Below are 20441 nucleotides of genomic sequence, written 5' to 3' on the forward strand. Positions count from 1 at the left end.
ATGGACAAAAAGCAAACCCGTTTGCGTCGTGCGGTGCCTACCCGTCGGAAGATTGCCGAACTGCGCATGCATCGCCTCTCGGTTTTCCGTACGAACCAGCACATCTACGCGAACATCATTTCTCCCGAAGGCGACCGCGTTCTGGTCAGCGCTTCGACCGTCGAAACCGAGCTGCGTCAGCAACTCGCTGGCGAAACCGGCCGTGGCAGCAATGTCGCAGCCGCCAGCCTGGTGGGCAAGCGCGTGGCCGAGAAGGCCAAGGCTGCCGGCATCGAAACGGTCGCGTTTGACCGTTCCGGTTTCCGTTATCACGGCCGCGTCAAGGCGCTGGCCGAAGCCGCTCGCGAAGCCGGCCTGAAGTTTTAAGCGAGGATACTCATTATGGCCAAGGTACAAGGCAAAAACGCTGCGGCGGACGAGCGCGATGATGGTCTTCGCGAAAAGATGATCGCCGTCAACCGTGTCAGCAAGGTAGTGAAGGGTGGTCGCACCATGAGCTTCGCTGCGCTGACCGTGGTCGGTGATGGCGATGGCCGCATCGGCATGGGCAAGGGCAAGGCACGTGAAGTGCCGGTCGCCGTCCAGAAGGCAATGGAACAGGCCCGTCGCGGTCTGTTCAAGGTTGCCCTCAAGAACGGCACCCTGCACCACACCGTCGTGGGCAAGCACGGCGCCTCCACGGTGCTGATCTCGCCGGCAGCCGAAGGTACCGGCGTGATCGCCGGTGGCCCGATGCGCGCCATTTTCGAAGTGATGGGTGTTCGCAACGTCGTGGCCAAGAGCCTCGGTTCGAGCAACCCGTACAACATGGTGCGTGCCACCCTCAACGGCCTGCAGGCTGCGATGACCCCGTCCGAAGTGGCGGCCAAGCGCGGCAAGACCGTTGAAGAGATTCTGGGGTAAGTCATGTCACAGAAACAAATCAAAGTCACCCTGGTCCGGTCCGTGATCGGCACCAAGGCTCCGCACCGCGCCACTGTGCGTGGTCTGGGTCTGCGCGGTCTCAACAGCAGCCGCGTGCTGGTCGATACGCCCGAAGTGCGCGGCATGATCCGTAAAGTGGATTATCTCGTGCGCGTCGAAGAAGTCTGAAAGGATTCGTGATGACGGATAACGTTCAACTCAATACGCTGTCGCCCGCCGAGGGCGCCAAGCATCCCCGCCGCCGCGTTGGTCGCGGTATCGGTTCCGGCCTCGGCAAGACTGGTGGTCGCGGTCACAAGGGCCAGAAGTCCCGTGCCGGTGGTTTCCACAAGGTCGGCTTCGAGGGCGGTCAGATGCCCCTGCAGCGCCGTCTGCCCAAGCGTGGTTTCACGCCCCTGGGTGGTCACCTGCGTGCCGAAGTGCGCCTGTCCGAGCTGCAAGCCCTGCCCGTCGATGAAATCGACGTCCAGGTCCTGAAGCAGGCCGGCGTGGTTGGCCAGGCCGTGCGCTTCGTCAAGGTCATCAAGTCCGGCGAACTCTCCCGCAAGGTCGTTCTCAAGGGTCTGACGGCAACGGCCGGCGCACGCGCCGCGATCGAAGCCGCCGGCGGTTCGCTGGCCTGAGAAGATCGGAGGACGAGTGGCTAACGCGCAGGCACTTGGAAAGACAGGGGCACGCTACGGCGATCTGAAACGTCGTCTGGTGTTCCTGTTGCTGGCCCTGGTTGTATACAGGCTGGGGACGCATATCCCCGTGCCTGGCATCAATCCGGACGAGCTGGCTTCCCTGTTCCGCCAGAATGAAGGCGGGATCCTGGGACTGTTCAACATGTTCTCGGGTGGAGCCCTGTCGCGCTTTTCCATCTTCGCATTGGGGATCATGCCGTACATCTCGGCATCGATCATCATGCAGCTGGCTTCGGTGGTGATCCCATCGCTCGAGGCCTTGAAGAAGGAAGGCGAAGCAGGACGTCGCAAGATCACTCAATATACGCGCTATGGCACGGTCGTGCTGGCTCTGGTGCAGGCGGTCGGTATTTCCGTCGCACTCGAGTCGCAACCTGGCCTGGTCATCGATCCTGGCATGCTGTTCCGTGTCATGACCGTGATCACGCTGGTGACCGGCACCATGTTCATGATGTGGCTTGGCGAGCAGATCACCGAGCGCGGCCTTGGCAACGGTATCTCGATCCTGATTTTTGCAGGTATCGTGGCCGGTCTGCCGGCAGCGCTGGGCGGCACGCTCGACCTGGTCCGGACCAACTCGATCTCGGCCCTGTCGGCGCTGTTCATCCTGGCTCTGGTCGTCCTGGTGACTGCATTCGTCGTGTTCGTGGAACGTGGCCAGCGCAAGATCCCGGTCAACTACGCCAAGCGCCAGGTCGGCAACAAGGTGTATGGCGGGCAAAGCTCGCACCTGCCCCTCAAGCTGAACATGGCCGGTGTGATTCCGCCGATCTTCGCCTCGTCGATCATCCTGTTCCCGGCCACGATTACCCAGTGGTTCTCGCAGGGTGGCAACCAGGGTTGGTTTGCGAAGTGGCTGAGTGATCTGGCTGCCGAGCTGTCGCCGGGCCGTCCGCTGTACATCACGCTGTATGCCGTCGCGATTGTATTCTTCTGCTTCTTCTACACGGCCCTGGTGTTCAACAGCCGCGAGACCGCAGATAACCTCAAGCGCAGTGGTGCCTTCGTTCCCGGGATCCGTCCTGGTACGCAGACAGCACGGTATATTGATAAAATCCTGACCCGGCTCACGCTGGCGGGCGCCATCTACATCACGCTGGTCTGCCTGCTGCCCGAGTTTCTGACGCTGCGCTGGAATGTGCCGTTCTACTTCGGTGGAACCTCGCTCCTGATCATCGTCGTGGTGTCGATGGACTTCATGGCCCAGGTTCAGGCCTACATGATGTCTCATCAGTACGATTCCCTGCTCAAGAAGGCTAACTTCAAGGGCGGCAACGGACTGACGATGCGGTAGAACGACGATGGCAAAAGACGACGTCATTCAAATGCAGGGGGAGGTTGTCGAAAACCTCCCGAACGCGACATTTCGCGTCAAGCTGGAAAATGGCCATCAGGTTTTGGGCCATATCTCGGGCAAGATGCGTATGCACTATATCCGGATTTTGCCGGGCGACAAGGTAACTGTGGAGCTCACGCCATACGACCTGACGCGCGCCAGAATCGTATTCCGTTCCAAATAAGAACGGCCAGCGGGAATTCAAGGAGTTATTAAAATGAAAGTAATGGCATCAGTGAAGCAGATGTGCCGTCACTGCAAAATCATCAAACGTCACGGCGTGGTGCGTGTTATTTGTACCGATCCGCGACACAAGCAACGCCAGGGCTAATCGGCTCTGAATTCGTTTTACTGAGGAACAGTCATGGCCCGTATTGCTGGCATCAACATTCCGCCGCATCAACACGCCGAAATCGGTCTGACCGCCATTTTCGGCATCGGTCGCACGCGCGCCCGCAAGATCTGTGAAGCGGCCGGGATCCCCACCACCAAGAAGATCAAGGATCTGGACGACACCGAGCTTGAGCGTGTGCGCGAACAGGTCGGCAGCTTCACCGTCGAAGGCGATCTGCGCCGCGAAGTGCAGCTTTCGATCAAACGCCTGATCGACCTGGGGACCTATCGTGGCATGCGTCACCGTCGTGGCCTGCCGGTCCGCGGTCAACGTACCCGCACCAACGCACGTACCCGCAAGGGTCCGCGTCGTGCCGGTGTGGCGCTGAAGAAATAATCGAGGATAAGAGAAATGGCCAAAGCTTCTGCCAGCGGCGCATCACGCGTTCGCAAAAAGGTCAAAAAGAACGTTGCCGACGGGATTGCTCACGTCCACGCTTCTTTCAACAACACCATCATCACCATCACCGACCGCCAGGGCAATGCCCTGTCGTGGGCGACGTCGGGTGGCGCGGGCTTCAAGGGCTCGCGCAAGTCGACGCCGTTCGCAGCCCAGGTCGCTGCCGAAACCGCAGGCCGCGTGGCCCAGGAATACGGCATCAAGACGCTGGAAGTGCGGATCAAGGGACCGGGTCCGGGCCGGGAATCGTCGGTGCGCGCGCTGAATGCGCTGGGCATCAAGATTTCCAGCATCTCCGACATCACGCCCCTCCCGCATAACGGCTGCCGTCCGCCCAAGCGTCGGCGCATCTAAGGAAAAGCATCGTGGCACGTTATATTGGACCTAAATGCAAGCTCTCGCGCCGCGAGGGTACCGACCTGTTTCTGAAGAGCGCCCGCCGTTCGCTGGATTCCAAGTGCAAGCTGGATTCCAAGCCCGGTCAACACGGTCGCACTTCGGGTGCCCGTACGTCCGACTACGGTCTGCAACTGCGCGAAAAGCAAAAGCTCAAGCGCATGTACGGTGTGCAGGAAAAGCAATTCCGCAAGTACTTCCAGGAAGCCGAGCGCCGTCGTGGCAACACCGGCGAGACCCTGATCCAGTTGCTCGAATCGCGTCTGGACAACGTGGTCTACCGTATGGGCTTCGGCTCGACCCGCGCTGAAGCTCGCCAACTGGTGAACCACCGCGCCATCGAGCTGAACGGCCGTACTGCCGATATCGCTTCGATCATCGTCAAGGCTGGCGACGTTGTCTCCATCCGTGAGAAGGCCAAGAAGCAAGGCCGTATCAAGGAAGCCCTGGATCTGGCAACCGGCATTGGCCTGCCCCAGTGGGTTGAAGTGGACGCTGGCAAGCAAAGCGGCGTGTTCAAGCAAGCCCCTGACCGCGTCGACGTGGCTCGCGACATCAACGAGTCGCTGGTCGTCGAACTGTATTCGCGTTAATATCACGCGTTTCCGTACAAACGTACGCCTGTTTTCAGGCGTACGTTTGTTGCGTTTCCTGGCCTTGATCGGCCTTCTCTCCATCAGCCTTATCGGTGTAACGAGCCGAGGGTATTGAAAAGGATACACATACATGTCCACCAATGGTCTGCTGAAACCGCGCAGCATCGAAGTCGAAGCGCTGGGTGTCAATCGCGCCGAGATTATTCTCGAACCCTTCGAGCGCGGCTACGGCCACACCCTGGGCAATGCCCTGCGTCGCATCCTGCTGTCGTCGATGTATGGCTATGCTCCGACCGAAGTTCAGATCACCGGCGTCGTTCACGAGTACTCCACCATCCCTGGCGTGCGCGAAGACGTGGTCGATATCCTGCTGAACCTCAAGGGCATCGTATTCAAGCTTCACAACCGTGACGAAATCACCGTTGTGCTGCGCAAGGAAGGCACCGGCCCCGTGCTGGCGTCGGACATCGAACTGCCGCATGATGCAGAAATCATCAACCCTGATCATGTGATTGCCACGCTGACCGACAATGCCAAGCTGGAAATGCAGATCAAGGTCGAGAAGGGTCGCGGCTATGTGCCCGGCAACGTCCGCAACCTGCAGGAAGATCGCAGCGCCAGCCTGGGCCGCATCGTCCTGGATGCTTCGTTCAGCCCCGTACGCCGTGTCAGCTACGCTGTCGAAAACGCCCGCGTCGAGCAACGCACCGACCTGGACAAGCTGGTCCTGGACGTCGAAACCAACGGCGTGATCTCGCCCGAGGAAGCCGTGCGCCAGTCGGCCCGCATCCTGATGGACCAGATCTCCGTCTTTGCCGCACTGGAAGGTGCAGGTGATCAGCCCGAGAACGGCATCGTGCGTGGCGGCGTCGCCCCGCAAATCGATCCGGTCCTGCTGCGCCCGGTCGATGACCTGGAACTGACGGTGCGTTCGGCCAACTGCCTGAAGGCCGAAAACATCTACTACATCGGCGATCTGATCCAGCGTACCGAAAATGAGCTGCTCAAGACCCCCAATCTGGGTCGCAAGTCGCTCAACGAGATCAAGGAAGTCCTGGCCGCACGCGGCCTGACACTGGGCATGAAGCTCGACAACTGGCCCCCGATGGGCCTCGAGCGTCCCTGATCTCGGTATGGCGCCAGTGCTGCAAGGCCTGGCGCAGCCATAGTTCAGCTATAATCCCGCGTCCAGCCGATTTGCAGTAACCGGCTGGCCGGATTGACTACCGGACCGCATGCCTTTCTTTTCAAGTGAAAGAGGGGCGTGATAGAAGAACCGGGCCCCTGCGGCGCAAGCCGTTCATTAGATTCTTACTAGGAAAATCAACATGCGTCACCGTAACGGTCTCCGTAAGCTCAACCGCACCAGCAGCCACCGCCTTGCCATGTTCCGCAACATGGCTGTCGCCCTGATCACGCACGAAGCCATCAAGACGACCCTGCCCAAGGCCAAGGAACTGCGCGGCGTGATCGAGCCCCTGATCACCCTGGCCAAAGAGCCGACCCTGGCCAACAAGCGTCTGGCCTTTGCTCGCCTGCGTGACCGCGCTGCCGTGGTCAAGCTGTTCGCCGAAATCGGCCCCCGTTACCAAGGCCGTCCCGGTGGCTACACCCGCGTGCTGAAGATGGGCTTCCGCCAGGGCGACAATGCCCCGATGGCTTTCATGGAGCTGGTGGACCGTCCTGAGCCCACCGAAGCAGAAGCCAGCGCCGAATAAGTCCTGATGCGCCTGTGGGATGTCATCCTGGAGGCGCGGCGACAAAAAAGCCCGTATTGCAAATGCAGTACGGGCTTTTTGCATTGCAGGGTCAGTGCCTGCCGCGAAAGCCCGACAATTCATCCGGTTGGCATTGCGCGAGTAGATTGGTTTCCCACGCAAGATAGCACCGGGCCGCCTCCAGATTGCCGTCGTGGCGGTCATGTACGAAGAACAGGTAGTCGATCATCTCCTCATCGCTGGGAAGGTCGGGCGTGACTTCAAGATTCTGGGTGATGGGGTGCCAGATTGATTCTGCCGCCCAGGCGATGTCTTGGATGCCGTATCCGTTCAGGTCGAATGCGGCCAGACTCGCAATATCGAGGCTGTCTGCCAGTACGGTGACATGTTGGGGAATCGCCGACAGCGTTGCGAGCGTTCTGGGCAAGTGCGGCCGTATGCTCCAGCGAGCGCCTTGTGGGTGCCCGCTGCGATGCGCCAGGCCGGAGCGCAGATCAAGGAGCAGATGTGTCGGCAACTGGATGCGCCGGAGATAGCTCTCTGCATCAAGCGTCCGTATTTCGGCCCTGATACCGGCAGGGACCTGAGGGCGTTGTGACAGCAGCGCAGCGATCGTGTCGGGCGCAGCCTCGAGAATGGCACTTTGGATGCCCAGTTGTCGCAACCAGGTTGCGACGACGCGTGTCCGCGCATCTGCGGGTGAGTTGGTCGCTATCAGGACAACCCGGCTGTGTCGGACGGCGATGGTCTGATCGGCACATTGAACCAATTGTCCGCCAGGAACGTGGAGCAGACCTGCGATCGGCAGCGTGGCGATCTCTTCGGCGCTGCGGATGTCGATGAAATAAGTGGTGCGTCGCGTGTCGAGAGCCCAGTCGCGGGCCTGCGCTGGATCAAGGAAGACAACGCCCGCCTGGTGTGCCAGTTGATCTGCCGTGTCGGTCAGTTGCTGGCACTGTGGCTCGGCTGCAGCCGGCGGGATGGGGCGAGTGCTGCCATGCTCCAGTGGCAGACCTGCAAGCGCCCAGCCCTGGGTGCCGTTTTCAAGGGCAAAGACAGGGTTCGGCAAACCCAGATTGAGCAGTGTCTGGGCACCAATGATGCTGCGGGTGCGGCCGGCACAATGCACGATCACAGGGGTCTGCGCATCGGGCAGGACGCTGTGGATGCGCAGCGGCAGCTCGCCATTGGGAATCGGGATGGCTCCGGGAATGGTCATCTTGCGATGTTCTGCGGGCGTACGGCCATCCACCAGGACGAAGGGTTCTCCATGCCGCTGCTTGCGGTGCAGCTCGGCAGCAGAGAGGTGCGGGGTCTGTTCGATCTGTTCGATCCACTCTCCGAATGTCTTGGACGGCAGGTTGACGCCCTGGAAGAGGGCATGTCCGGTCTGCAGCCAGGAGGCTGCGCCGCCTTCAAGGAGGGTCAGATTCGAATAGCCCAGGCTGGCCAGCCGGTGTGCGGCTTGCAGGGCAACGCCGTCATCCTGGTCGAACAGGACGATGCGGCAGTCCGGGCGCGGCAGGCGTGAAGGGGCCAGCAGTTCGAGCTGACTGTACGGGAGGTGGGTGGCAAAGAAGGGATGTCCTTCGCCGTACTGGCCGTATTCGCGTACATCGATCAATGCGATTTCCTCACCATCCTGCAGCCAGTCTGCCAACTGGGCTGCCGAAATCGATGCATGGGGGGAAGAGAATGAGGTCATGAGTAGAGATCAGGTGCGATTGATAAGAGAGTGGGTCAGGACCGAATGGCCGCAAATGCCTGCAGCAGGTCTGCGTTCAGGTCGTCCGGATTTTCCAGTCCGACATGCAGCCGGATCACGGGGCCCTGGCCAGCAAGATTGCGCCAATGGCTGTGCAAGGCCAGTCGTGCAGGGTCGACTGCCAGGGCCAGGCTCTCTACCCCGCCCCAGGATGCCCCGATACGGAACAGCGCCAGCGCGTCGATGAAGGCGTGGGCCTGTGCCATGTCGGCGTTCTGCAGCTCAAAGGACAGCAGGCCATTGGCACCCTGGAAATCGCGTTGCCAGAGGGCATGACCGGCATCGTCAGGCAAGGCCGGGTAGAACACGCGACGTACGGCGGTGTGCTGTTGCAGCGTGTCCGCAACCCGCAGAGCATGGCGCTGATGCTGAGCCAGTCGCACGGCGAGTGTGCGCAGGCCACGCAGCACCAGCCAGACATCATCGGGGCCGACGCTCAGTCCCAGGGACTCATGGGTATCGTTGAGCCGTTTGTCGAGTGCCGGATTGGCACAGACGATGGCACCCTGCAGCAGATCGGAATGGCCACCCAGGTATTTGGTACTGGCCAGTACCGAAATGTCGGCACCCAGCGTCAGGGGCTTCAGCAGATAGCCAGATCCCCAGGTGTTGTCGACCGCGACCGGAATGTTTCGCTGCCGAGCAATATGCGTCAGCGCAGGCAGATCCAGTACCTCGTTGAGCAGGGAGCCAGGCGATTCCAGGAACAGCAGGCGCGTATTGGGCCGGATCGTGGTTTCGAGAACCTCCGGTTGCGGCGCAAAGTATTCGAGTTCGATGCCCAGGCGTTGAAACAGTCGGAGGTCGGACTGTCTGACCTGGTTGTAGATACTGTCCGACAGCAGGGCATGATCGCCTGGGGACAGCAGGGCCAGCAAGGTCAGGCTGATGGCCGAGAGCCCCGACGGTGTCAGCCAGGCACGATGGCCGCCTTCGAGGGCACAGAGTGCCGACTCAAGGGCGCGGTGCGTATCCAGGCCATGAATACCGTAGGCCGGGATGTTCTCGCCGGCATGCCGGCGGGTCCAGAGACGCTCGCGGTCGGCAGCCGTGGGCACGAGCAGCGAGCTGCCGCGCACGACCGGTATGTTCACGGGGGTGCCACTGGCGGTGATCTCGGGGTGGCCTGCCTGTACCAGTTGGGTGTCGAGGTGGTGTGTCATGTCTGCGGATTCCGTACTACAGCCGTACATTGACGCTGGGCGACATTTGGTTGCGGTTGTAGTTCACGATCTTGCCGGTGTCGGGATGGATGCCGATGCGGCCTGTCAGCGTTTCCAGAGGCCGGCCATAGAGGTGGAAATGCAGGGTTGGCTGCTCGCCCGTGACGGCAATGCTGTGGATGTCATCGGGCAGAAAGGCCAGCGGGCTGCCGGGCTGGGCGATGGTTTCGCGTGCCAGTGCTAGCCGGGCCTGTCCGGGATCGCTGTGATCATCCGTGCGGGCATAGATGCGGTTGATTTCCTGGCCTTCGAGCGCAACGATGATGGCCCAGGTCGTGTGGTCGTGTGGCCAGGTCGATTTGCCGGGGTTGATCGAGTTCAGGTAGAGCGCGATATCGTCGTCGCCGTCATCCGGATTCAGGCGATAGCGGGTCGAGGCACCTTCGCCTTCATGGCTCGAAGGAGGCGGAAATTCGGCACGGGAAAACAGCTCTGGACGCAATGCCAGTGCTTCCAGTCGCTGCGTGGCCTGTGCCAGGCTGTCGCGGCTGACGCCGGCGGCCAGGATATGACGGATGTCCGCGAGGGTTTGCTCGACCAGTTGGCGGCGTTCGGAATGAGGGACTTGGCTCATGGGTTCGGTTTCCAGGAAATTGAAAAAATGTGCTGAAAAAAAGGTGTGCGGGTGTGGATCGGTCAGGCGGCCCGGGCCGGATGCAGGTGCCGGGACGGCAGGGGACCCTGCCCCAGGCTGCGCTCCAGGAATATGCGGGTTCGGGGGTTGGCGGGGTGGTGGAAGATGCGCGAGGCCGGGCCATGCTCGACAATGTTGCCTGCTTCGGTGAAATACACCTCGTCGCTGATCTCCTCTGCAAAGCGCATTTCGTGTGTCACCAGCACGCAGGTCATGCCATCCTGCGTCAGCTCCCGGATCACGGTCAGCACCTCCCCGACGGTTTCGGGATCGAGTGCGGAGGTCACTTCATCAAACAGGATGAGTTCGGGACGCATGGCCAGGGCACGGGCGATGGCGACGCGCTGTTGCTGGCCGCCCGACAGTTCGCCTGGATAGGCATCGGCCTTGTGGGCCAGGCGGACCCGTTCGAGCAGGTCGCGGGCAAGACGGCCGGCACGCTGACGGTCCAGGCCCAGGACGCGTATCGGTGCCAGGGTCAGGTTCTGCAGAACGGTCAGGTGCGGGAACAGGTTGTACTGCTGGAAGACGAAGCCCACCCGCTGGCGCAGTGCGATCAGCTCGGCTTCCGTATGCAATTGGTCGACCTGGGTGGCCCCGACGCGGATCTGTCCCGACTGCGGCCGGATCAGGCCTGTGATGCAGCGCAGGATGGTGGACTTGCCCGACCCCGAAGGGCCGATGATGGAAACAGCCTGGCCGCGCTGGATATCGATATCAATACCCTTGAGCACTTCATTGCTGCCGAAGGAGAGGTGGATGTCGCGCAGCGAGACCAGGGGCGAAGAAGAGGGTTCAGCGTATGGCATGGCGGCGCTCCAGTCGTCGGGTATAGCGAGAAATCGGATAGCAGTAGCAGAAGAACAGGGCCAGCATGGTCATGTAGATCAGGATGGTGAAGTCGGTCTGCATGACTGTGTTGCTGGCGATCTGGGCGGTATCGACAATATCGTGGACGCCGACCAGGGAAGCCAGCGAGGTGCTCATGGTGATCATCGCGTACAGATTCATCCAGGGCGGCAGCATGCGGCGCACGCTTTGCGGCAGAATGATCAGGCTGAATATCTGGCTGCGACGCAAGGCCAGCGAGCGCGCGGCATCCCATTGGGCGGCCGGGATGGACTGAATGGCCCCGCGGAATATTTCGGCGATATTGGCACTGGCAGGCAGGGCCAGGCCCAGCGTGACCTTGATCCAGTCCGGGAATGCAAACCAGTGCCCGAACAGGACAATCTCGAACGGGAACACATAGGTCGTGAAATAGATCAGCACGAGCGCCGGCGCATTGCGGAAGGCTTGCACGTACAGATGCGTGAGCCAGCGCAGGGGGCGGGAACCGGCAATGGACAGCGCGCCGATCAGCAGGCCGGTGACGGTGCCCAGGGCAATTGCGACGATGCTGATCTGGATGTTGGTCAGCATGCCTCGCAACAGTGCCGGTGCCCATTGCCAGAGCTGCAGGAAGACGTGTGCGTCATTGTCCATAGCCGGGCATCCTCAGGCGTGTTTCAAGTTGCCTGCCGATGGCGCTGACGCACCAGGTCAGCAGCCAGAAATACAGCAGGATCAACAGGATCAGTTCCAGCACGTTGTCGCGGTGCGTCCAGATCATGATGGATTCGTAGGTGACGTCGCCGACCGCAATGGCCGAGGCGATCGCGGTCATCTTCACCAGGTCGACCATGTTGTTGATCAGTGATGGCAGGGCAAAGCGCAGTGCGATGGGCAGTTCGATCTGCAGGAATATCTGGCGCTGGCTCAGTCCCAGAGAACGTGCCGCCTCCAATGTGACCGGCGGCACGGCCTCGATGCCGGCGCGCAGTGCCTCTGCATGGAAAACACCCTTGTGGATCGAGACGACCACGAATACCCAGAAAACCGGCGTGAGCGGGTTGGTTTCCCCATGCGTTTCGAAGGCACGGGTGATCAGCATGTTGAATACCAGGAACGCGCAGTACAACTGCACCAGGGTCGGGGTGTTGCGCGTGAACTCCACGCAGGCGCGGGCCGCGCCGGACAGCCAGCGCTGCGGGGCCCGCAGGGCGGGGGCGAGTACCAGTCCGCACAGCAGGCTGCCAGGAATCACGAGCAGGCAGAGTTGCAGGGTGACGCCCAGGCCGCGGACAAAGGCATCGCGCTCATAGGCTTCCAGCAGGAAGCCGTAGTTGAGGCCTGTCATGCGGGCCGTTTCCACGAACCAGTGCAGCGCAGTCATTGCGGGGCGCTGTCCTTGAATTGTGCATGTAGTTCCACCAGGGCCGGTGAAGCTGGCGCGATGCCGAGACGCTGTTCTGTTTCGATCAGCCAGCCGGTGCGATGCCAGTCCTGGATGATGCGGTCGATGGCGGCAGCGGTGTCGTTTTCGCCCTTGCGCGTCCAGACGACGGAAGGTGACGGGATCAATTCGTCGGCGAGGGCAACCTTGTAGCCTTGCCAGTCGGGATTGGTCCTGACCAACGGGTGTAACAAGGTGGCATCATGGACGGCGGCGACGCAATTGCCGCCCTTGAGTGCCAGCAGGGATTCGGGAGAACCCCGGAAACCTTTGACCTGGGCACCATATTGCGTGGTCAGGGGCTGGGCATAGTTGCTGCCCTGTGACAGGCAGACAGGTTGTCCGCGCAGGTCTTCCCAGGACTGGATCGTGCTGCCTGCCGGTGCGATGGCAACACCGCCGACCCGATAGAAGGGCGTCGGGGCATAGCCCAGGATCTCGGCGCGGCTGTCGGTCAGTTCCATCGAGGCGATCAACAGATCGACCTTGCCCGACTGCAGGAATTGCACACGGTTCGAGGGCTGGACCTGGACGAGTTCGGCCTGTACACCCAGATCGCGGGCCAGTTGACGGGCCAGTTCGGGATTCCAGCCGATGAAGCGCTGGGAACCAGGCTCGATGGAGCCGAAGGGACCGCCATTGATCAGCACGCCGATGGTGACCGAGTTGCGGGACTGGATCTTGTCCAGGGTGGTGTCTGCCTGCGCGGTTGCAGTGGTGCCGAAGGCCAGGGCCAGCCCCATGGACAGGGTGGCAGGCAGGGATTGCAGGGTACGTTGGAAAGCAGGCTTGGAAGCCATGGGAGCTCCTGGTGAATGGGACGGTGGGCATGGCCGTTGCAGGCTGGATGCCCGCAGCCGTTCCCGTCGGGGTCGAATGAAGAGATATAAGGAGGGCTGTTCAGTTGTCGCGCTTGAACTGCTCATGCAGTTCGTACAGACGGGCGGTCGGTGTCATGCCGTTGCGCTTGCCGGTGTCGATCAGCCAGCCGGTGCGATGCCAGTCCTGCACGATCCGGTCGATGGCTGCCTGAGTGTCCGTTTCCCCTTTGCGGAGCCAGATTACGGAAGGCGAAGGGATGAGATCGGTGTCCAGTGGCGTTGCATAGTCCTGCCAGTCGGGATTGGTGGCGACCAGGTTGCGCAGCGTCGGGCTGACATGGACGGCGGCTACGCAGTTGCCTCCCCTGAGCGCCAGCAGCGACTCGGCCTGGCTGCGGAAGGCTTTCAACTGCGCGCCATAGGTTTCGGTCAGGGGCTTGGCAAAGTTGCTGCCCTGGGAAAGGCAGACGGGTTGTGCGCGTACGTCTTCCCATTGGGTGATGCCGCTGTTCCTGCGCGTGACCAGGGCACCGCCCACTTCTTCGAATGGCGTGGGCACGAAACTCAGAATGTCGGCCCGCTCCTGTGTCCACTGCATATTGGCGATCAGGATGTCGACCTTGTTCTGCTGCAGGAACTGGACGCGGTTCGAGGGCTGGACCTGGACGGTTTCAAGCGTGACACCCAGGGCATCGGCAATGGCTCGGGAGAGTTCGACGTTGTAGCCGATATGCTGCTGGGTGGCCGGGTCTATCGTGCCGAAGGGGGGGCCGGAAAGGACAACGCCCGCGACCAGCTTGCCGCGCGAGTGAATCTGTTCCAGTGTGGCATCGGCCAGGGCGGTGCGGGCAAACAGGCAGAGCAGTGATGCGCCCAGTATCGAGAGCAGATGCCTGGCACGCGAGGGGTGGCGTTCTGAGAACGGGAGGCGGGTCGTCATGGATTTTCCTGAAAAAGGAACATGCTGGTTGGGTGCATGTGCCGTCGAGACAGGAAAATTATGTAAAAACGGATGTGCTCAGAACAGTCCGGATTTGGTTATTTGTTTAAGTGTTTTCAGGTTATGGATATATTATGGGGAGTTGTTTTTCTATTAATTAATTGAAAATAAATAGAATTTTTGCTTTTGATGATCTGCCGGAAGAGTATTTTGATAATGAAGTCTTATGATTTAAATCGGCTCTTTATCTTTTCTTCTGCCGCAGGTGTCATGGACTGCGGATTGATCTCTGCCCGGCTGCGGATCAGCTCGAAGGCTTCCCGGGCCACGGGATTGGCGCTATGGCGGCGGATCCAGAGGTAGTAGGTCACGTCCGGCAGGCGTGGCAATCCGTCCTGCTCGCCCAGTACGCGCATATCGGGTCCCAGCAGTTCCATGCTGCGTGCCGTGATGCCGAGCCCGGCCCGCACGGCGGCCTTGATGCCGATCAGGTTTGAGCAGACATAGGCCTGTCGCCAGGCGATGCCCTGCTGCTCCAGCGTGTCCACGGCCAGCCGGCGAAAAATGCTGGGTTCACTGATCAGAACCAGCGGCAGTGGCTGCCTGAGCGTGTGGCTGAAGCGTGAGGAGCAGATCCAGAGTGTCGGCGAGGTATGGAGCGCAATGCCTTCCAGGTTCGGATCCTGGCGCGTGGAGATGGTCAGGTCGAGTTCTCCCTTCAGCAGTTCCTCCATCAGGAAAGGGCTGCGGCCAACGCTGATATCCAGCTGTAGATTGGGAGCCGAGCGCGCAATGTGGCTGAGCAAGGGGGGGAGCAGCGTATCGGCAATATCGTGGGGTGAGCCGATGCGCAGAGAACCACTGAGGCCGTTGTCCGCCAGCGAACGCAGTGCGTCATCGTTCAGGTTCAGCAGTTCTCGGGCATAGCGCAGCAGTTGGCGGCCATGTTCGCTCAACTGTTTGGTGCGGCCGGTGCGCAGGAACAGGGGACGGCCGATCTGGAGTTCAAGCCGCTGCATGTGCTGGGTAATGGCAGCCTGCGTATATCCCAGTGCCTGGCCTGCCGCCGCAAAGGTGCCGCCATCATGAATGGCGACGAAACTGCGCAGCAGTTCGAGATCAAGCGTTTGTTTCTGGGAAGGCAGCATGAAGGCGTCGTACTGGCTCGGAGCGTAGGAGGCTGGGGGTGACGGCTCGGGAGGATGGCCCGAAGGCGCTATTATGCGCGAGAGGCAGTCAGGCACTGGAGGAACGACATGACCCGTGAGAATGAGCATATGCCGGCAGGCGAGGTGCGGCTTGTCTTCTGCAATGCGCCGGATCGCGACTGTGCCGAGCGCATTGCCCGCGCTCTGGTGGAGCAGGGATTGGCTGCGTGCGCGAACCTTCTGCCGGATTGTCTGTCCATCTATGCATGGCAGGGACAGGTCGAGCACGCGCATGAAACGCCGATGCTGATCAAGACCACGGCCGTACGCCTGCCCGAAGTGATCGGCTTGATCCAGGCGCTGCACCCCTATGAGGTACCGGAGATCATTGCCCTGCCGGTGACTGAAGGGTTGCCTGCCTATCTGCAGTGGGTGCGCGGCCAGACTTTGCCTTTGGACAAATCCGCCTGAACGGTAGGCGGCTATGATCGGTCAGGAGCCCGGCTCGGGCAAAGCAAGACAAGGAAAGCGGTGATGCGCACGATGTGGCGGTGGTTGCTGGTAATGGCGGTGTTGTGGTCGGGGCAGGCTCAGGCGCAATTGTTTGGCGCATCCGAAGCGGATTTCCTGCCGCCGGAGCAGGCGTTCGTGCTGTCGGCGCAGATGAAGGATCCGCATACGCTCCAGCTCGACTACCGGATTGCCGACGCCTACTACATGTACCGCGAGCGCTTTGTCTGGGAGGTTGAACCAGTGCCGCTGGCGGTCGACGCCGTGCGTTATCCGGATGGCCTGGTCAAGTACGACCCGACTTTCGAAAAAGACATGGAAATCTATTACGGCAGCGCTTCCCTGTTGGTGGCGCTGCCCGATTCGGATCTGCCCCTGACGCTGCGCGTAGGCAGCCAGGGGTGCGCCGATGCCGGTCTGTGCTATCCGCCGCGCATGGAGCAATTGGAGTTGACACCGACGGCGGAGGGCTATGAGCTGGTCATGGCCGGGCCGGGTCAGGCGCTCATTCGCGAAGTGATTGATGGTGAGGTTGTCGACAATGCTGCGGGTACGGTCGCTGCGGCTGGTAGCGTATCGGGCAATGGTGCCGAAGGGGGCTTCTGGCAGCGCTGGCTGCAATCGTCCGATACCGGTCTGATGGATGGCATGCTGTCGGCAGGCACGGCCCAGACAGTGCTGATTTTCTTTGCGTTGGGTATTTTGTTGGCGTTTACCCCCTGTGTATTGCCGATGGTGCCGATCCTGTCCGCACTGTTGGTGCGTGGCGAGGGTGTGGAGGGCGGACCCAAGGGGTCGCGGGCTCGCCGAGGCGGGCTGCTGGCGCTGGCCTATGTGGCCGGGATGTCAGTGGTCTATACGGCGCTGGGCGTGGCCGCGGGGCTGAGTGGCGTCGGTCTGGCCGCCTGGCTGCAGACGCCCTGGGTGCTGACGCTGTTTGCGTTGCTGCTGGCAGGGTTGGCGCTGGCCATGTTCGATGTGTTTACCTTCCAGGTGCCTGGTGCACTGCAGTCACGACTGAATCAGGTGCTGGCCCGGATGCCGGGTGGGCAACTGGGCAGCGCGGCCCTGATCGGTGCGATTTCGGCCCTGATCGTGGGGCCGTGCGTGGCGGCACCGCTGGCCGGTGCGCTCTTGTACATCTCGCAGACGGGAGATGTCTGGCTGGGGGGAGCGGCGCTGTTTGCATTGTCATGGGGCATGGGTGTGCCGTTGTTGATCGTGGGCGCTGCCTCGCCGGCCTGGCTGCCCCGGCCCGGGGCGTGGATGGATCGCATCAAGCGACTCTTCGGCTGGCTCCTGCTGGCGACGGCCTGGTGGATGGTGTCGCCGGTTCTGCCGGTCGCCGTGCTGATGCTGGGTTGGGCGGCATTGGCAATCATGCTGGCGCTGTTGCTGGGGCTGGTCAGTCCATGGGGCGGATCGGTCGGCTTTAGGCACCTGCTGTCGCGCACGGTGGCCATTCTGCTGGTGCTGCTGGCTGCAGCCTGGGTGGCCGGCGCGCTGGCCGGGGCGCGTGATCCCTGGCATCCCCTGGCTCCCTTCCTCGGCGGAAATACCGCAGGCCCACAAGGTACTGAGGCGGTCGGCAAGGCTGGATTCGAGCGCGTGGCTTCGGTGGCAGAACTCGAGGCGCGGCTGCGATCGACGGACCGGCCGGTGATGCTCGATTTCTATGCCGACTGGTGCGTGTCCTGCAAGGAGATGGAGCGCTTTACCTTCAGCGATCCCGCCGTGGCCGCCCTGATGGGTGATTTTCTGTTGTTGCAGGCCGATGTCACGGCCAATACGGCACAGGATCGCGAGTTGCTGCGTCGCTTCCGGCTCTTCGGGCCGCCGGGCATCATCTTTTTCGACGCTCAGGGACAGGAACAGGCTGAGCCGAGGGTGATCGGTTTCATGAATGCGCAGACGTTCGCCGGTGTGCTGGAGCGGGTGCGATAAGCACAGCATATCTTGTCGGCGCATGACGCTGACCGCCATGCGTCTGGCCGCAGGCGATGCATGTGGAAGGGAGCGAGGGGGGACGGCGGCACCTGATCGCAAGTGCCGCCATGTGGGCGATGCCCTGTGATCAGGCCGTCTCGCGCAGCTTGCGGGCGGCTTCCAGTGCGAAGTAGGTCAGGATGCCATCGGCTCCGGCGCGCTTGAATGACAGCAGAGCCTCCATCATGACCTTGTCGTGATCCAGCCAGCCGTTGGCTGCAGCCGCCTTGAGCATGGCGTACTCACCGCTGACCTGGTAGGCATAGGTCGGCACGCGGAAAGTGTCCTTGACCTTGCGCAGCACATCCAGGTAGGGCATGCCGGGCTTGACCATGACCATGTCGGCTCCTTCGCGCAGGTCGGCCGCCACTTCGCGCAGGGCCTCGTCGCTATTGGCAGGATCCATCTGGTAGGTGAACTTGTCGGCCTTGCCCAGGTTGGCTGCGGAACCGACGGCATCGCGGAACGGGCCGTAGAAAGCGCTGGCATACTTGGCCGAATAGGCCATGATGCGCGTGTAGATGAAGCGCTGGTCTTCGAAGGCCCGACGCACCGCACCGATGCGGCCGTCCATCATGTCGCTGGGGGCGACGATGTCGACGCCGGCCTGGGCATGGCTGAGGGCCTGCTTGATCAGCATTTCCACCGTGGGTTCGTTCAGGATGTAGCCGTTGTCGTCGAGCAGGCCATCTTGGCCGTGGCTGGTGTAGGGGTCGAGCGCGACGTCGGTCAGGATGCCCAGCTCGGGGAAGTCCTGCTTGAGGCGTGCCACCACGCGCGGCACCAGGCCGTCGGGATCGGTGGCGGCGCGGCCGTCGGGCGTCTTGAATTCCTGTGAAATGACCGGGAACAGGGCCAGCACCGGCACGCCCAGCTCAAGGCACTGCTCGGCGACCGGCAGCAGGGTTTCCAGCGTGTAGCGTTCGACGCCGGGCATCGATTGCACCGGACCGGCCAGGTCAGCGCTGTCAGCCACGAAGACCGGGTAGATCAGGTCATCGGCGTGCAGGTGGTTTTCCCGCACCAGGCGGCGGCTGAAATCGTCGCGGCGCAGGCGGCGAGGGCGCGACAGCGGAAAGTCGGCGTCGGCATTGAGCAGAGTCATGGTACGACCTTGGGAGAGATCCAGTTTTCGATATGCAGGGCGGCCTCTTCGAGCCCGATGCGATGTGTGGCGGAAAACGGCACGGCATAGAGTGCACCGATTTCGGCCAGCTCTTTCTTGACGGCGAAGACCGCCTTGATTCTTTGACCATACGGCAGTTTGTCGGCCTTGGTCAACAGGGCCAGCACGGGGCGGCCGGTCGGGGCCAGCCAGTGTGCCAGGCGACGGTCGAGGTCGGTCACGCCGCGCCGGATGTCGATCATCAGCACCACGCCGGCCAGAGAGCTGCGGCTGCGCAGATAGTCGCCGAGCACTTCGGCCCATTCCTCGCGGGCCTTTTTGTCGACGGCGGCATAGCCATAGCCCGGCAGATCGACCAGAAAGCCGAGCGCGGCTTCCGGCTCGAGCGGATCGGGCAGCGAGAACATATTGATCAGGCGGGTCCGGCCGGGGGTCTTGCTCGAGAAGGCCAACCGTTTCTGGTTGGTCAATACGTTGATTGCAGAGGACTTGCCGGAGTTGGATCGGCCGACAAAACACACCTCGGGAGCGCCGGCTTCGGGAAGCTGGTCGAGGCGGGCGGCGGATGTAAAGAAAGAGGCGCGGTGCAGTAGCGACACGGGTCGTCCGAGAGGGGCGGTTGGAAAAGAAGCAGTAAGGGCCTATTGTATAATCAACAACCCGCAAGGGGCCTTTTCGGGGAAGCTTGCGCTATATCAAAAACCTTGCGCCATATCAAAAACAAATCGGCTGCGCAGGTATAGCATAAGAAAGATTGTGGTCAGGAATATCCTGACTGATAAAAGCGCAGCATTCCACGTCCGCCGGGGCTGCGCATATGCGAACTGATCGAGGATTTCATGAAGCGTGTGCTGTCCAGGATACTTGTTACAAGTGGAGTGATGCTCTGTGCGTCCGTTTCCACGGCGAGCTTTGCGGCTGCCGATGGTCCCGTTCGTCCGGATGCCGCACGTGGCGAGATGCTGTACGAACAGGGTGATGCGGCGCGCGGCGTGATTGCCTGTTCGTCCTGTCATGGCGTGGCTGGCAACAGCCAGATTCCGCTCAACCCGAATCTGTCCGCCATGCCGCATGAATACCTCTACAAGCAACTGAGCGAGTTCAAGCTCAAGGATGGCGAGGATGTCGCCACCCGTGGTGGTGCCGATGGCGGTCCCTCGGTCATGAGCTTCAACGTCATGATGCTCGAACCCCAGGACATGCAGGATATCGCGCTCTACCTGTCGCACCAGGAACTGACCGAGCCGGCCACTGCCGAGAATGAAGCGACCGTCGAAACGGGTATGCATCTGTGGCGTGGTGGTGATGCGGCGCGCGGTATTCCTGCCTGTGCGGCCTGTCATGGCGCTTCGGGTGAAGGCATTCCGGCACAGTATCCGCGCCTGGGTGGTCAGCATGCCATGTACCTGGAAGAACAGCTCAAGCTGTTCCGCGAGGGGTATCGGGCCAATAACCAGGTGATGGTCACGATTGCCAAGCGCCTGTCGGATGCCGATATCAAGGCGATCGCAGATTACGCAGCTGGGCTGCGCTGATCCGTACTATCATATGCGCCTGATTTGAG

At 61.5% G+C, this 20441-nt stretch carries 26 protein-coding genes; 15 read left to right on the top strand and 11 right to left on the bottom strand.

Going from position 1 to position 20441, the window contains the following annotated elements; all coding sequences use genetic code 11:
* The 12 genes from rplR to rplQ all read left to right on the top strand — a co-directional run bounded on the left by rplR (position 1) and on the right by rplQ (position 6449).
* Positions 1-366 carry a 50S ribosomal protein L18 gene (gene rplR / locus DD235_RS13315; RefSeq protein WP_109062595.1) on the top strand — a complete coding sequence of 122 codons (366 nt, stop codon included), beginning with the start codon at positions 1-3 and terminating at the stop codon, positions 364-366.
* Between the two features lie 15 nt (positions 367-381).
* Complete coding sequence (gene rpsE, locus DD235_RS13320) at positions 382-903, top strand: 30S ribosomal protein S5 (RefSeq protein ID WP_109062596.1); 522 nt, start codon at positions 382-384, stop codon at positions 901-903.
* Positions 904-906: 3 nt separating this feature from the next.
* Positions 907-1092 carry a 50S ribosomal protein L30 gene (gene rpmD / locus DD235_RS13325; RefSeq protein WP_109062597.1) on the top strand — a complete coding sequence of 62 codons (186 nt, stop codon included), beginning with the start codon at positions 907-909 and terminating at the stop codon, positions 1090-1092.
* Positions 1093-1103: 11 nt separating this feature from the next.
* The gene (rplO, locus tag DD235_RS13330; protein WP_109062598.1) at positions 1104-1547 is read left to right on the top strand and encodes a 50S ribosomal protein L15; all 444 of its coding nucleotides are present in this window, start codon (positions 1104-1106) and stop codon (positions 1545-1547) included.
* A gap of 16 nt (positions 1548-1563) precedes the next feature.
* Positions 1564-2904, top strand: coding sequence for a preprotein translocase subunit SecY (secY, locus tag DD235_RS13335; RefSeq protein WP_109062599.1), 1341 nt, complete (start codon positions 1564-1566; stop codon positions 2902-2904).
* 7 nt (positions 2905-2911) lie between these two features.
* A complete protein-coding gene (infA, locus tag DD235_RS13340; RefSeq protein ID WP_109062600.1) occupies positions 2912-3130 on the top strand; it encodes a translation initiation factor IF-1 in 219 nt (72 codons plus the stop codon).
* Positions 3131-3163: 33 nt separating this feature from the next.
* On the top strand, positions 3164-3277 hold the full coding sequence (gene rpmJ, locus DD235_RS13345; RefSeq protein ID WP_109062601.1) for a 50S ribosomal protein L36: 114 nt from the start codon (positions 3164-3166) through the stop codon (positions 3275-3277).
* A 33-nt stretch (positions 3278-3310) separates the two neighbouring features.
* The gene (rpsM, locus tag DD235_RS13350) at positions 3311-3676 is read left to right on the top strand and encodes a 30S ribosomal protein S13 (RefSeq protein ID WP_109062602.1); all 366 of its coding nucleotides are present in this window, start codon (positions 3311-3313) and stop codon (positions 3674-3676) included.
* 15 nt (positions 3677-3691) lie between these two features.
* Positions 3692-4093 carry a 30S ribosomal protein S11 gene (gene rpsK, locus DD235_RS13355; protein ID WP_109062603.1) on the top strand — a complete coding sequence of 134 codons (402 nt, stop codon included), beginning with the start codon at positions 3692-3694 and terminating at the stop codon, positions 4091-4093.
* 11 nt (positions 4094-4104) lie between these two features.
* Positions 4105-4728 carry a 30S ribosomal protein S4 gene (rpsD, locus tag DD235_RS13360; protein WP_109062604.1) on the top strand — a complete coding sequence of 208 codons (624 nt, stop codon included), beginning with the start codon at positions 4105-4107 and terminating at the stop codon, positions 4726-4728.
* 133 nt (positions 4729-4861) lie between these two features.
* Positions 4862-5857, top strand: coding sequence for a DNA-directed RNA polymerase subunit alpha (locus tag DD235_RS13365; protein WP_109062605.1), 996 nt, complete (start codon positions 4862-4864; stop codon positions 5855-5857).
* 202 nt (positions 5858-6059) lie between these two features.
* On the top strand, positions 6060-6449 hold the full coding sequence (rplQ, locus tag DD235_RS13370; protein WP_109062606.1) for a 50S ribosomal protein L17: 390 nt from the start codon (positions 6060-6062) through the stop codon (positions 6447-6449).
* 91 nt (positions 6450-6540) lie between these two features.
* Here the strand turns inward: rplQ and DD235_RS13375 are convergent, their stop codons facing one another.
* The 9 genes from DD235_RS13375 to DD235_RS13415 form a co-directional block, all read right to left on the bottom strand.
* Positions 6541-8154, bottom strand: coding sequence for a rhodanese-like domain-containing protein (locus DD235_RS13375; protein ID WP_109062607.1), 1614 nt, complete (start codon positions 8152-8154; stop codon positions 6541-6543).
* Positions 8155-8189: 35 nt separating this feature from the next.
* Positions 8190-9377 carry a cystathionine beta-lyase gene (gene metC / locus DD235_RS13380; RefSeq protein WP_109062608.1) on the bottom strand — a complete coding sequence of 396 codons (1188 nt, stop codon included), beginning with the start codon at positions 9375-9377 and terminating at the stop codon, positions 8190-8192.
* 16 nt (positions 9378-9393) lie between these two features.
* Positions 9394-10011 (bottom strand): cysteine dioxygenase family protein, encoded by a 618-nt coding sequence (locus tag DD235_RS13385; RefSeq protein WP_109062609.1) that lies wholly within the window; start codon positions 10009-10011, stop codon positions 9394-9396.
* A gap of 62 nt (positions 10012-10073) precedes the next feature.
* Positions 10074-10880, bottom strand: a complete 807-nt coding sequence (locus DD235_RS13390; protein ID WP_109062610.1) for an amino acid ABC transporter ATP-binding protein — start codon at positions 10878-10880, stop codon at positions 10074-10076.
* On the bottom strand, positions 10867-11556 hold the full coding sequence (locus DD235_RS13395; RefSeq protein WP_109062611.1) for an amino acid ABC transporter permease: 690 nt from the start codon (positions 11554-11556) through the stop codon (positions 10867-10869). Before DD235_RS13395 ends, DD235_RS13390 begins: the two co-directional genes overlap by 14 nt.
* On the bottom strand, positions 11546-12286 hold the full coding sequence (locus DD235_RS13400) for an amino acid ABC transporter permease (protein ID WP_109062612.1): 741 nt from the start codon (positions 12284-12286) through the stop codon (positions 11546-11548). Before DD235_RS13400 ends, DD235_RS13395 begins: the two co-directional genes overlap by 11 nt.
* Complete coding sequence (locus DD235_RS13405) at positions 12283-13146, bottom strand: transporter substrate-binding domain-containing protein (protein WP_109062613.1); 864 nt, start codon at positions 13144-13146, stop codon at positions 12283-12285. Before DD235_RS13405 ends, DD235_RS13400 begins: the two co-directional genes overlap by 4 nt.
* Before the next feature lie 100 nt (positions 13147-13246).
* On the bottom strand, positions 13247-14107 hold the full coding sequence (locus tag DD235_RS13410; RefSeq protein ID WP_109062614.1) for a transporter substrate-binding domain-containing protein: 861 nt from the start codon (positions 14105-14107) through the stop codon (positions 13247-13249).
* Positions 14108-14331: 224 nt separating this feature from the next.
* A complete protein-coding gene (locus DD235_RS13415) occupies positions 14332-15255 on the bottom strand; it encodes a LysR substrate-binding domain-containing protein (protein WP_109062615.1) in 924 nt (307 codons plus the stop codon).
* Positions 15256-15363: 108 nt separating this feature from the next.
* Here DD235_RS13415 and cutA point away from each other — a divergent pair, with 108 nt between their 5' ends.
* Positions 15364-15726, top strand: coding sequence for a divalent-cation tolerance protein CutA (gene cutA, locus DD235_RS13420; protein WP_239990153.1), 363 nt, complete (start codon positions 15364-15366; stop codon positions 15724-15726).
* Positions 15727-15789: 63 nt separating this feature from the next.
* A complete protein-coding gene (gene dsbD / locus DD235_RS13425; protein WP_109062616.1) occupies positions 15790-17709 on the top strand; it encodes a protein-disulfide reductase DsbD in 1920 nt (639 codons plus the stop codon).
* Positions 17710-17839: 130 nt separating this feature from the next.
* Here dsbD and hemB read toward each other — a convergent pair whose 3' ends face one another.
* Both hemB and yihA read right to left on the bottom strand, forming a co-directional pair.
* Positions 17840-18856, bottom strand: coding sequence for a porphobilinogen synthase (gene hemB, locus DD235_RS13430; protein ID WP_109062617.1), 1017 nt, complete (start codon positions 18854-18856; stop codon positions 17840-17842).
* Positions 18853-19476 (bottom strand): ribosome biogenesis GTP-binding protein YihA/YsxC, encoded by a 624-nt coding sequence (yihA, locus tag DD235_RS13435; RefSeq protein WP_109062618.1) that lies wholly within the window; start codon positions 19474-19476, stop codon positions 18853-18855. Before yihA ends, hemB begins: the two co-directional genes overlap by 4 nt.
* 240 nt (positions 19477-19716) lie before the next feature.
* Here yihA and DD235_RS13440 point away from each other — a divergent pair, with 240 nt between their 5' ends.
* Positions 19717-20412: a c-type cytochrome gene (locus DD235_RS13440; RefSeq protein ID WP_109062619.1), complete on the top strand. Its 696-nt coding sequence runs from the start codon at positions 19717-19719 to the stop codon at positions 20410-20412.
* Positions 20413-20441: the final 29 nt, after the last annotated feature.

The organism is Corticimicrobacter populi, from assembly GCF_003123725.1.
GTDB classification, from domain to species: Bacteria; Pseudomonadota; Gammaproteobacteria; order Burkholderiales; family Burkholderiaceae_B; genus Corticimicrobacter; species Corticimicrobacter populi.

What these genes read in the sequence shown, in the direction of transcription:
- DD235_RS13405 (WP_109062613.1), bottom strand. Translation starts at nt 13,146, where the DNA reads ATGGCTTCCAAGCCTGCTTTCCAACGTACCCTGCAATCCCTGCCTGCC.
- DD235_RS13415 (WP_109062615.1), bottom strand. Translation starts at nt 15,255, where the DNA reads ATGCTGCCTTCCCAGAAACAAACGCTTGATCTCGAACTGCTGCGCAGT.
- DD235_RS13385 (WP_109062609.1), bottom strand. Translation starts at nt 10,011, where the DNA reads ATGAGCCAAGTCCCTCATTCCGAACGCCGCCAACTGGTCGAGCAAACC.
- rpmJ (WP_109062601.1), top strand. Translation starts at nt 3,164, where the DNA reads ATGAAAGTAATGGCATCAGTGAAGCAGATGTGCCGTCACTGCAAAATC.
- rpsE (WP_109062596.1), top strand. Translation starts at nt 382, where the DNA reads ATGGCCAAGGTACAAGGCAAAAACGCTGCGGCGGACGAGCGCGATGAT.
- DD235_RS13390 (WP_109062610.1), bottom strand. Translation starts at nt 10,880, where the DNA reads ATGCCATACGCTGAACCCTCTTCTTCGCCCCTGGTCTCGCTGCGCGAC.
- rpsK (WP_109062603.1), top strand. Translation starts at nt 3,692, where the DNA reads ATGGCCAAAGCTTCTGCCAGCGGCGCATCACGCGTTCGCAAAAAGGTC.
- DD235_RS13375 (WP_109062607.1), bottom strand. Translation starts at nt 8,154, where the DNA reads ATGACCTCATTCTCTTCCCCCCATGCATCGATTTCGGCAGCCCAGTTG.
- DD235_RS13410 (WP_109062614.1), bottom strand. Translation starts at nt 14,107, where the DNA reads ATGACGACCCGCCTCCCGTTCTCAGAACGCCACCCCTCGCGTGCCAGG.
- rplQ (WP_109062606.1), top strand. Translation starts at nt 6,060, where the DNA reads ATGCGTCACCGTAACGGTCTCCGTAAGCTCAACCGCACCAGCAGCCAC.
- DD235_RS13440 (WP_109062619.1), top strand. Translation starts at nt 19,717, where the DNA reads ATGAAGCGTGTGCTGTCCAGGATACTTGTTACAAGTGGAGTGATGCTC.
- dsbD (WP_109062616.1), top strand. Translation starts at nt 15,790, where the DNA reads ATGCGCACGATGTGGCGGTGGTTGCTGGTAATGGCGGTGTTGTGGTCG.
- DD235_RS13395 (WP_109062611.1), bottom strand. Translation starts at nt 11,556, where the DNA reads ATGGACAATGACGCACACGTCTTCCTGCAGCTCTGGCAATGGGCACCG.
- rplR (WP_109062595.1), top strand. Translation starts at nt 1, where the DNA reads ATGGACAAAAAGCAAACCCGTTTGCGTCGTGCGGTGCCTACCCGTCGG.
- DD235_RS13400 (WP_109062612.1), bottom strand. Translation starts at nt 12,286, where the DNA reads ATGACTGCGCTGCACTGGTTCGTGGAAACGGCCCGCATGACAGGCCTC.
- rplO (WP_109062598.1), top strand. Translation starts at nt 1,104, where the DNA reads ATGACGGATAACGTTCAACTCAATACGCTGTCGCCCGCCGAGGGCGCC.
- metC (WP_109062608.1), bottom strand. Translation starts at nt 9,377, where the DNA reads ATGACACACCACCTCGACACCCAACTGGTACAGGCAGGCCACCCCGAG.
- cutA (WP_239990153.1), top strand. Translation starts at nt 15,364, where the DNA reads ATGACCCGTGAGAATGAGCATATGCCGGCAGGCGAGGTGCGGCTTGTC.
- infA (WP_109062600.1), top strand. Translation starts at nt 2,912, where the DNA reads ATGGCAAAAGACGACGTCATTCAAATGCAGGGGGAGGTTGTCGAAAAC.
- DD235_RS13365 (WP_109062605.1), top strand. Translation starts at nt 4,862, where the DNA reads ATGTCCACCAATGGTCTGCTGAAACCGCGCAGCATCGAAGTCGAAGCG.
- rpmD (WP_109062597.1), top strand. Translation starts at nt 907, where the DNA reads ATGTCACAGAAACAAATCAAAGTCACCCTGGTCCGGTCCGTGATCGGC.
- rpsM (WP_109062602.1), top strand. Translation starts at nt 3,311, where the DNA reads ATGGCCCGTATTGCTGGCATCAACATTCCGCCGCATCAACACGCCGAA.
- hemB (WP_109062617.1), bottom strand. Translation starts at nt 18,856, where the DNA reads ATGACTCTGCTCAATGCCGACGCCGACTTTCCGCTGTCGCGCCCTCGC.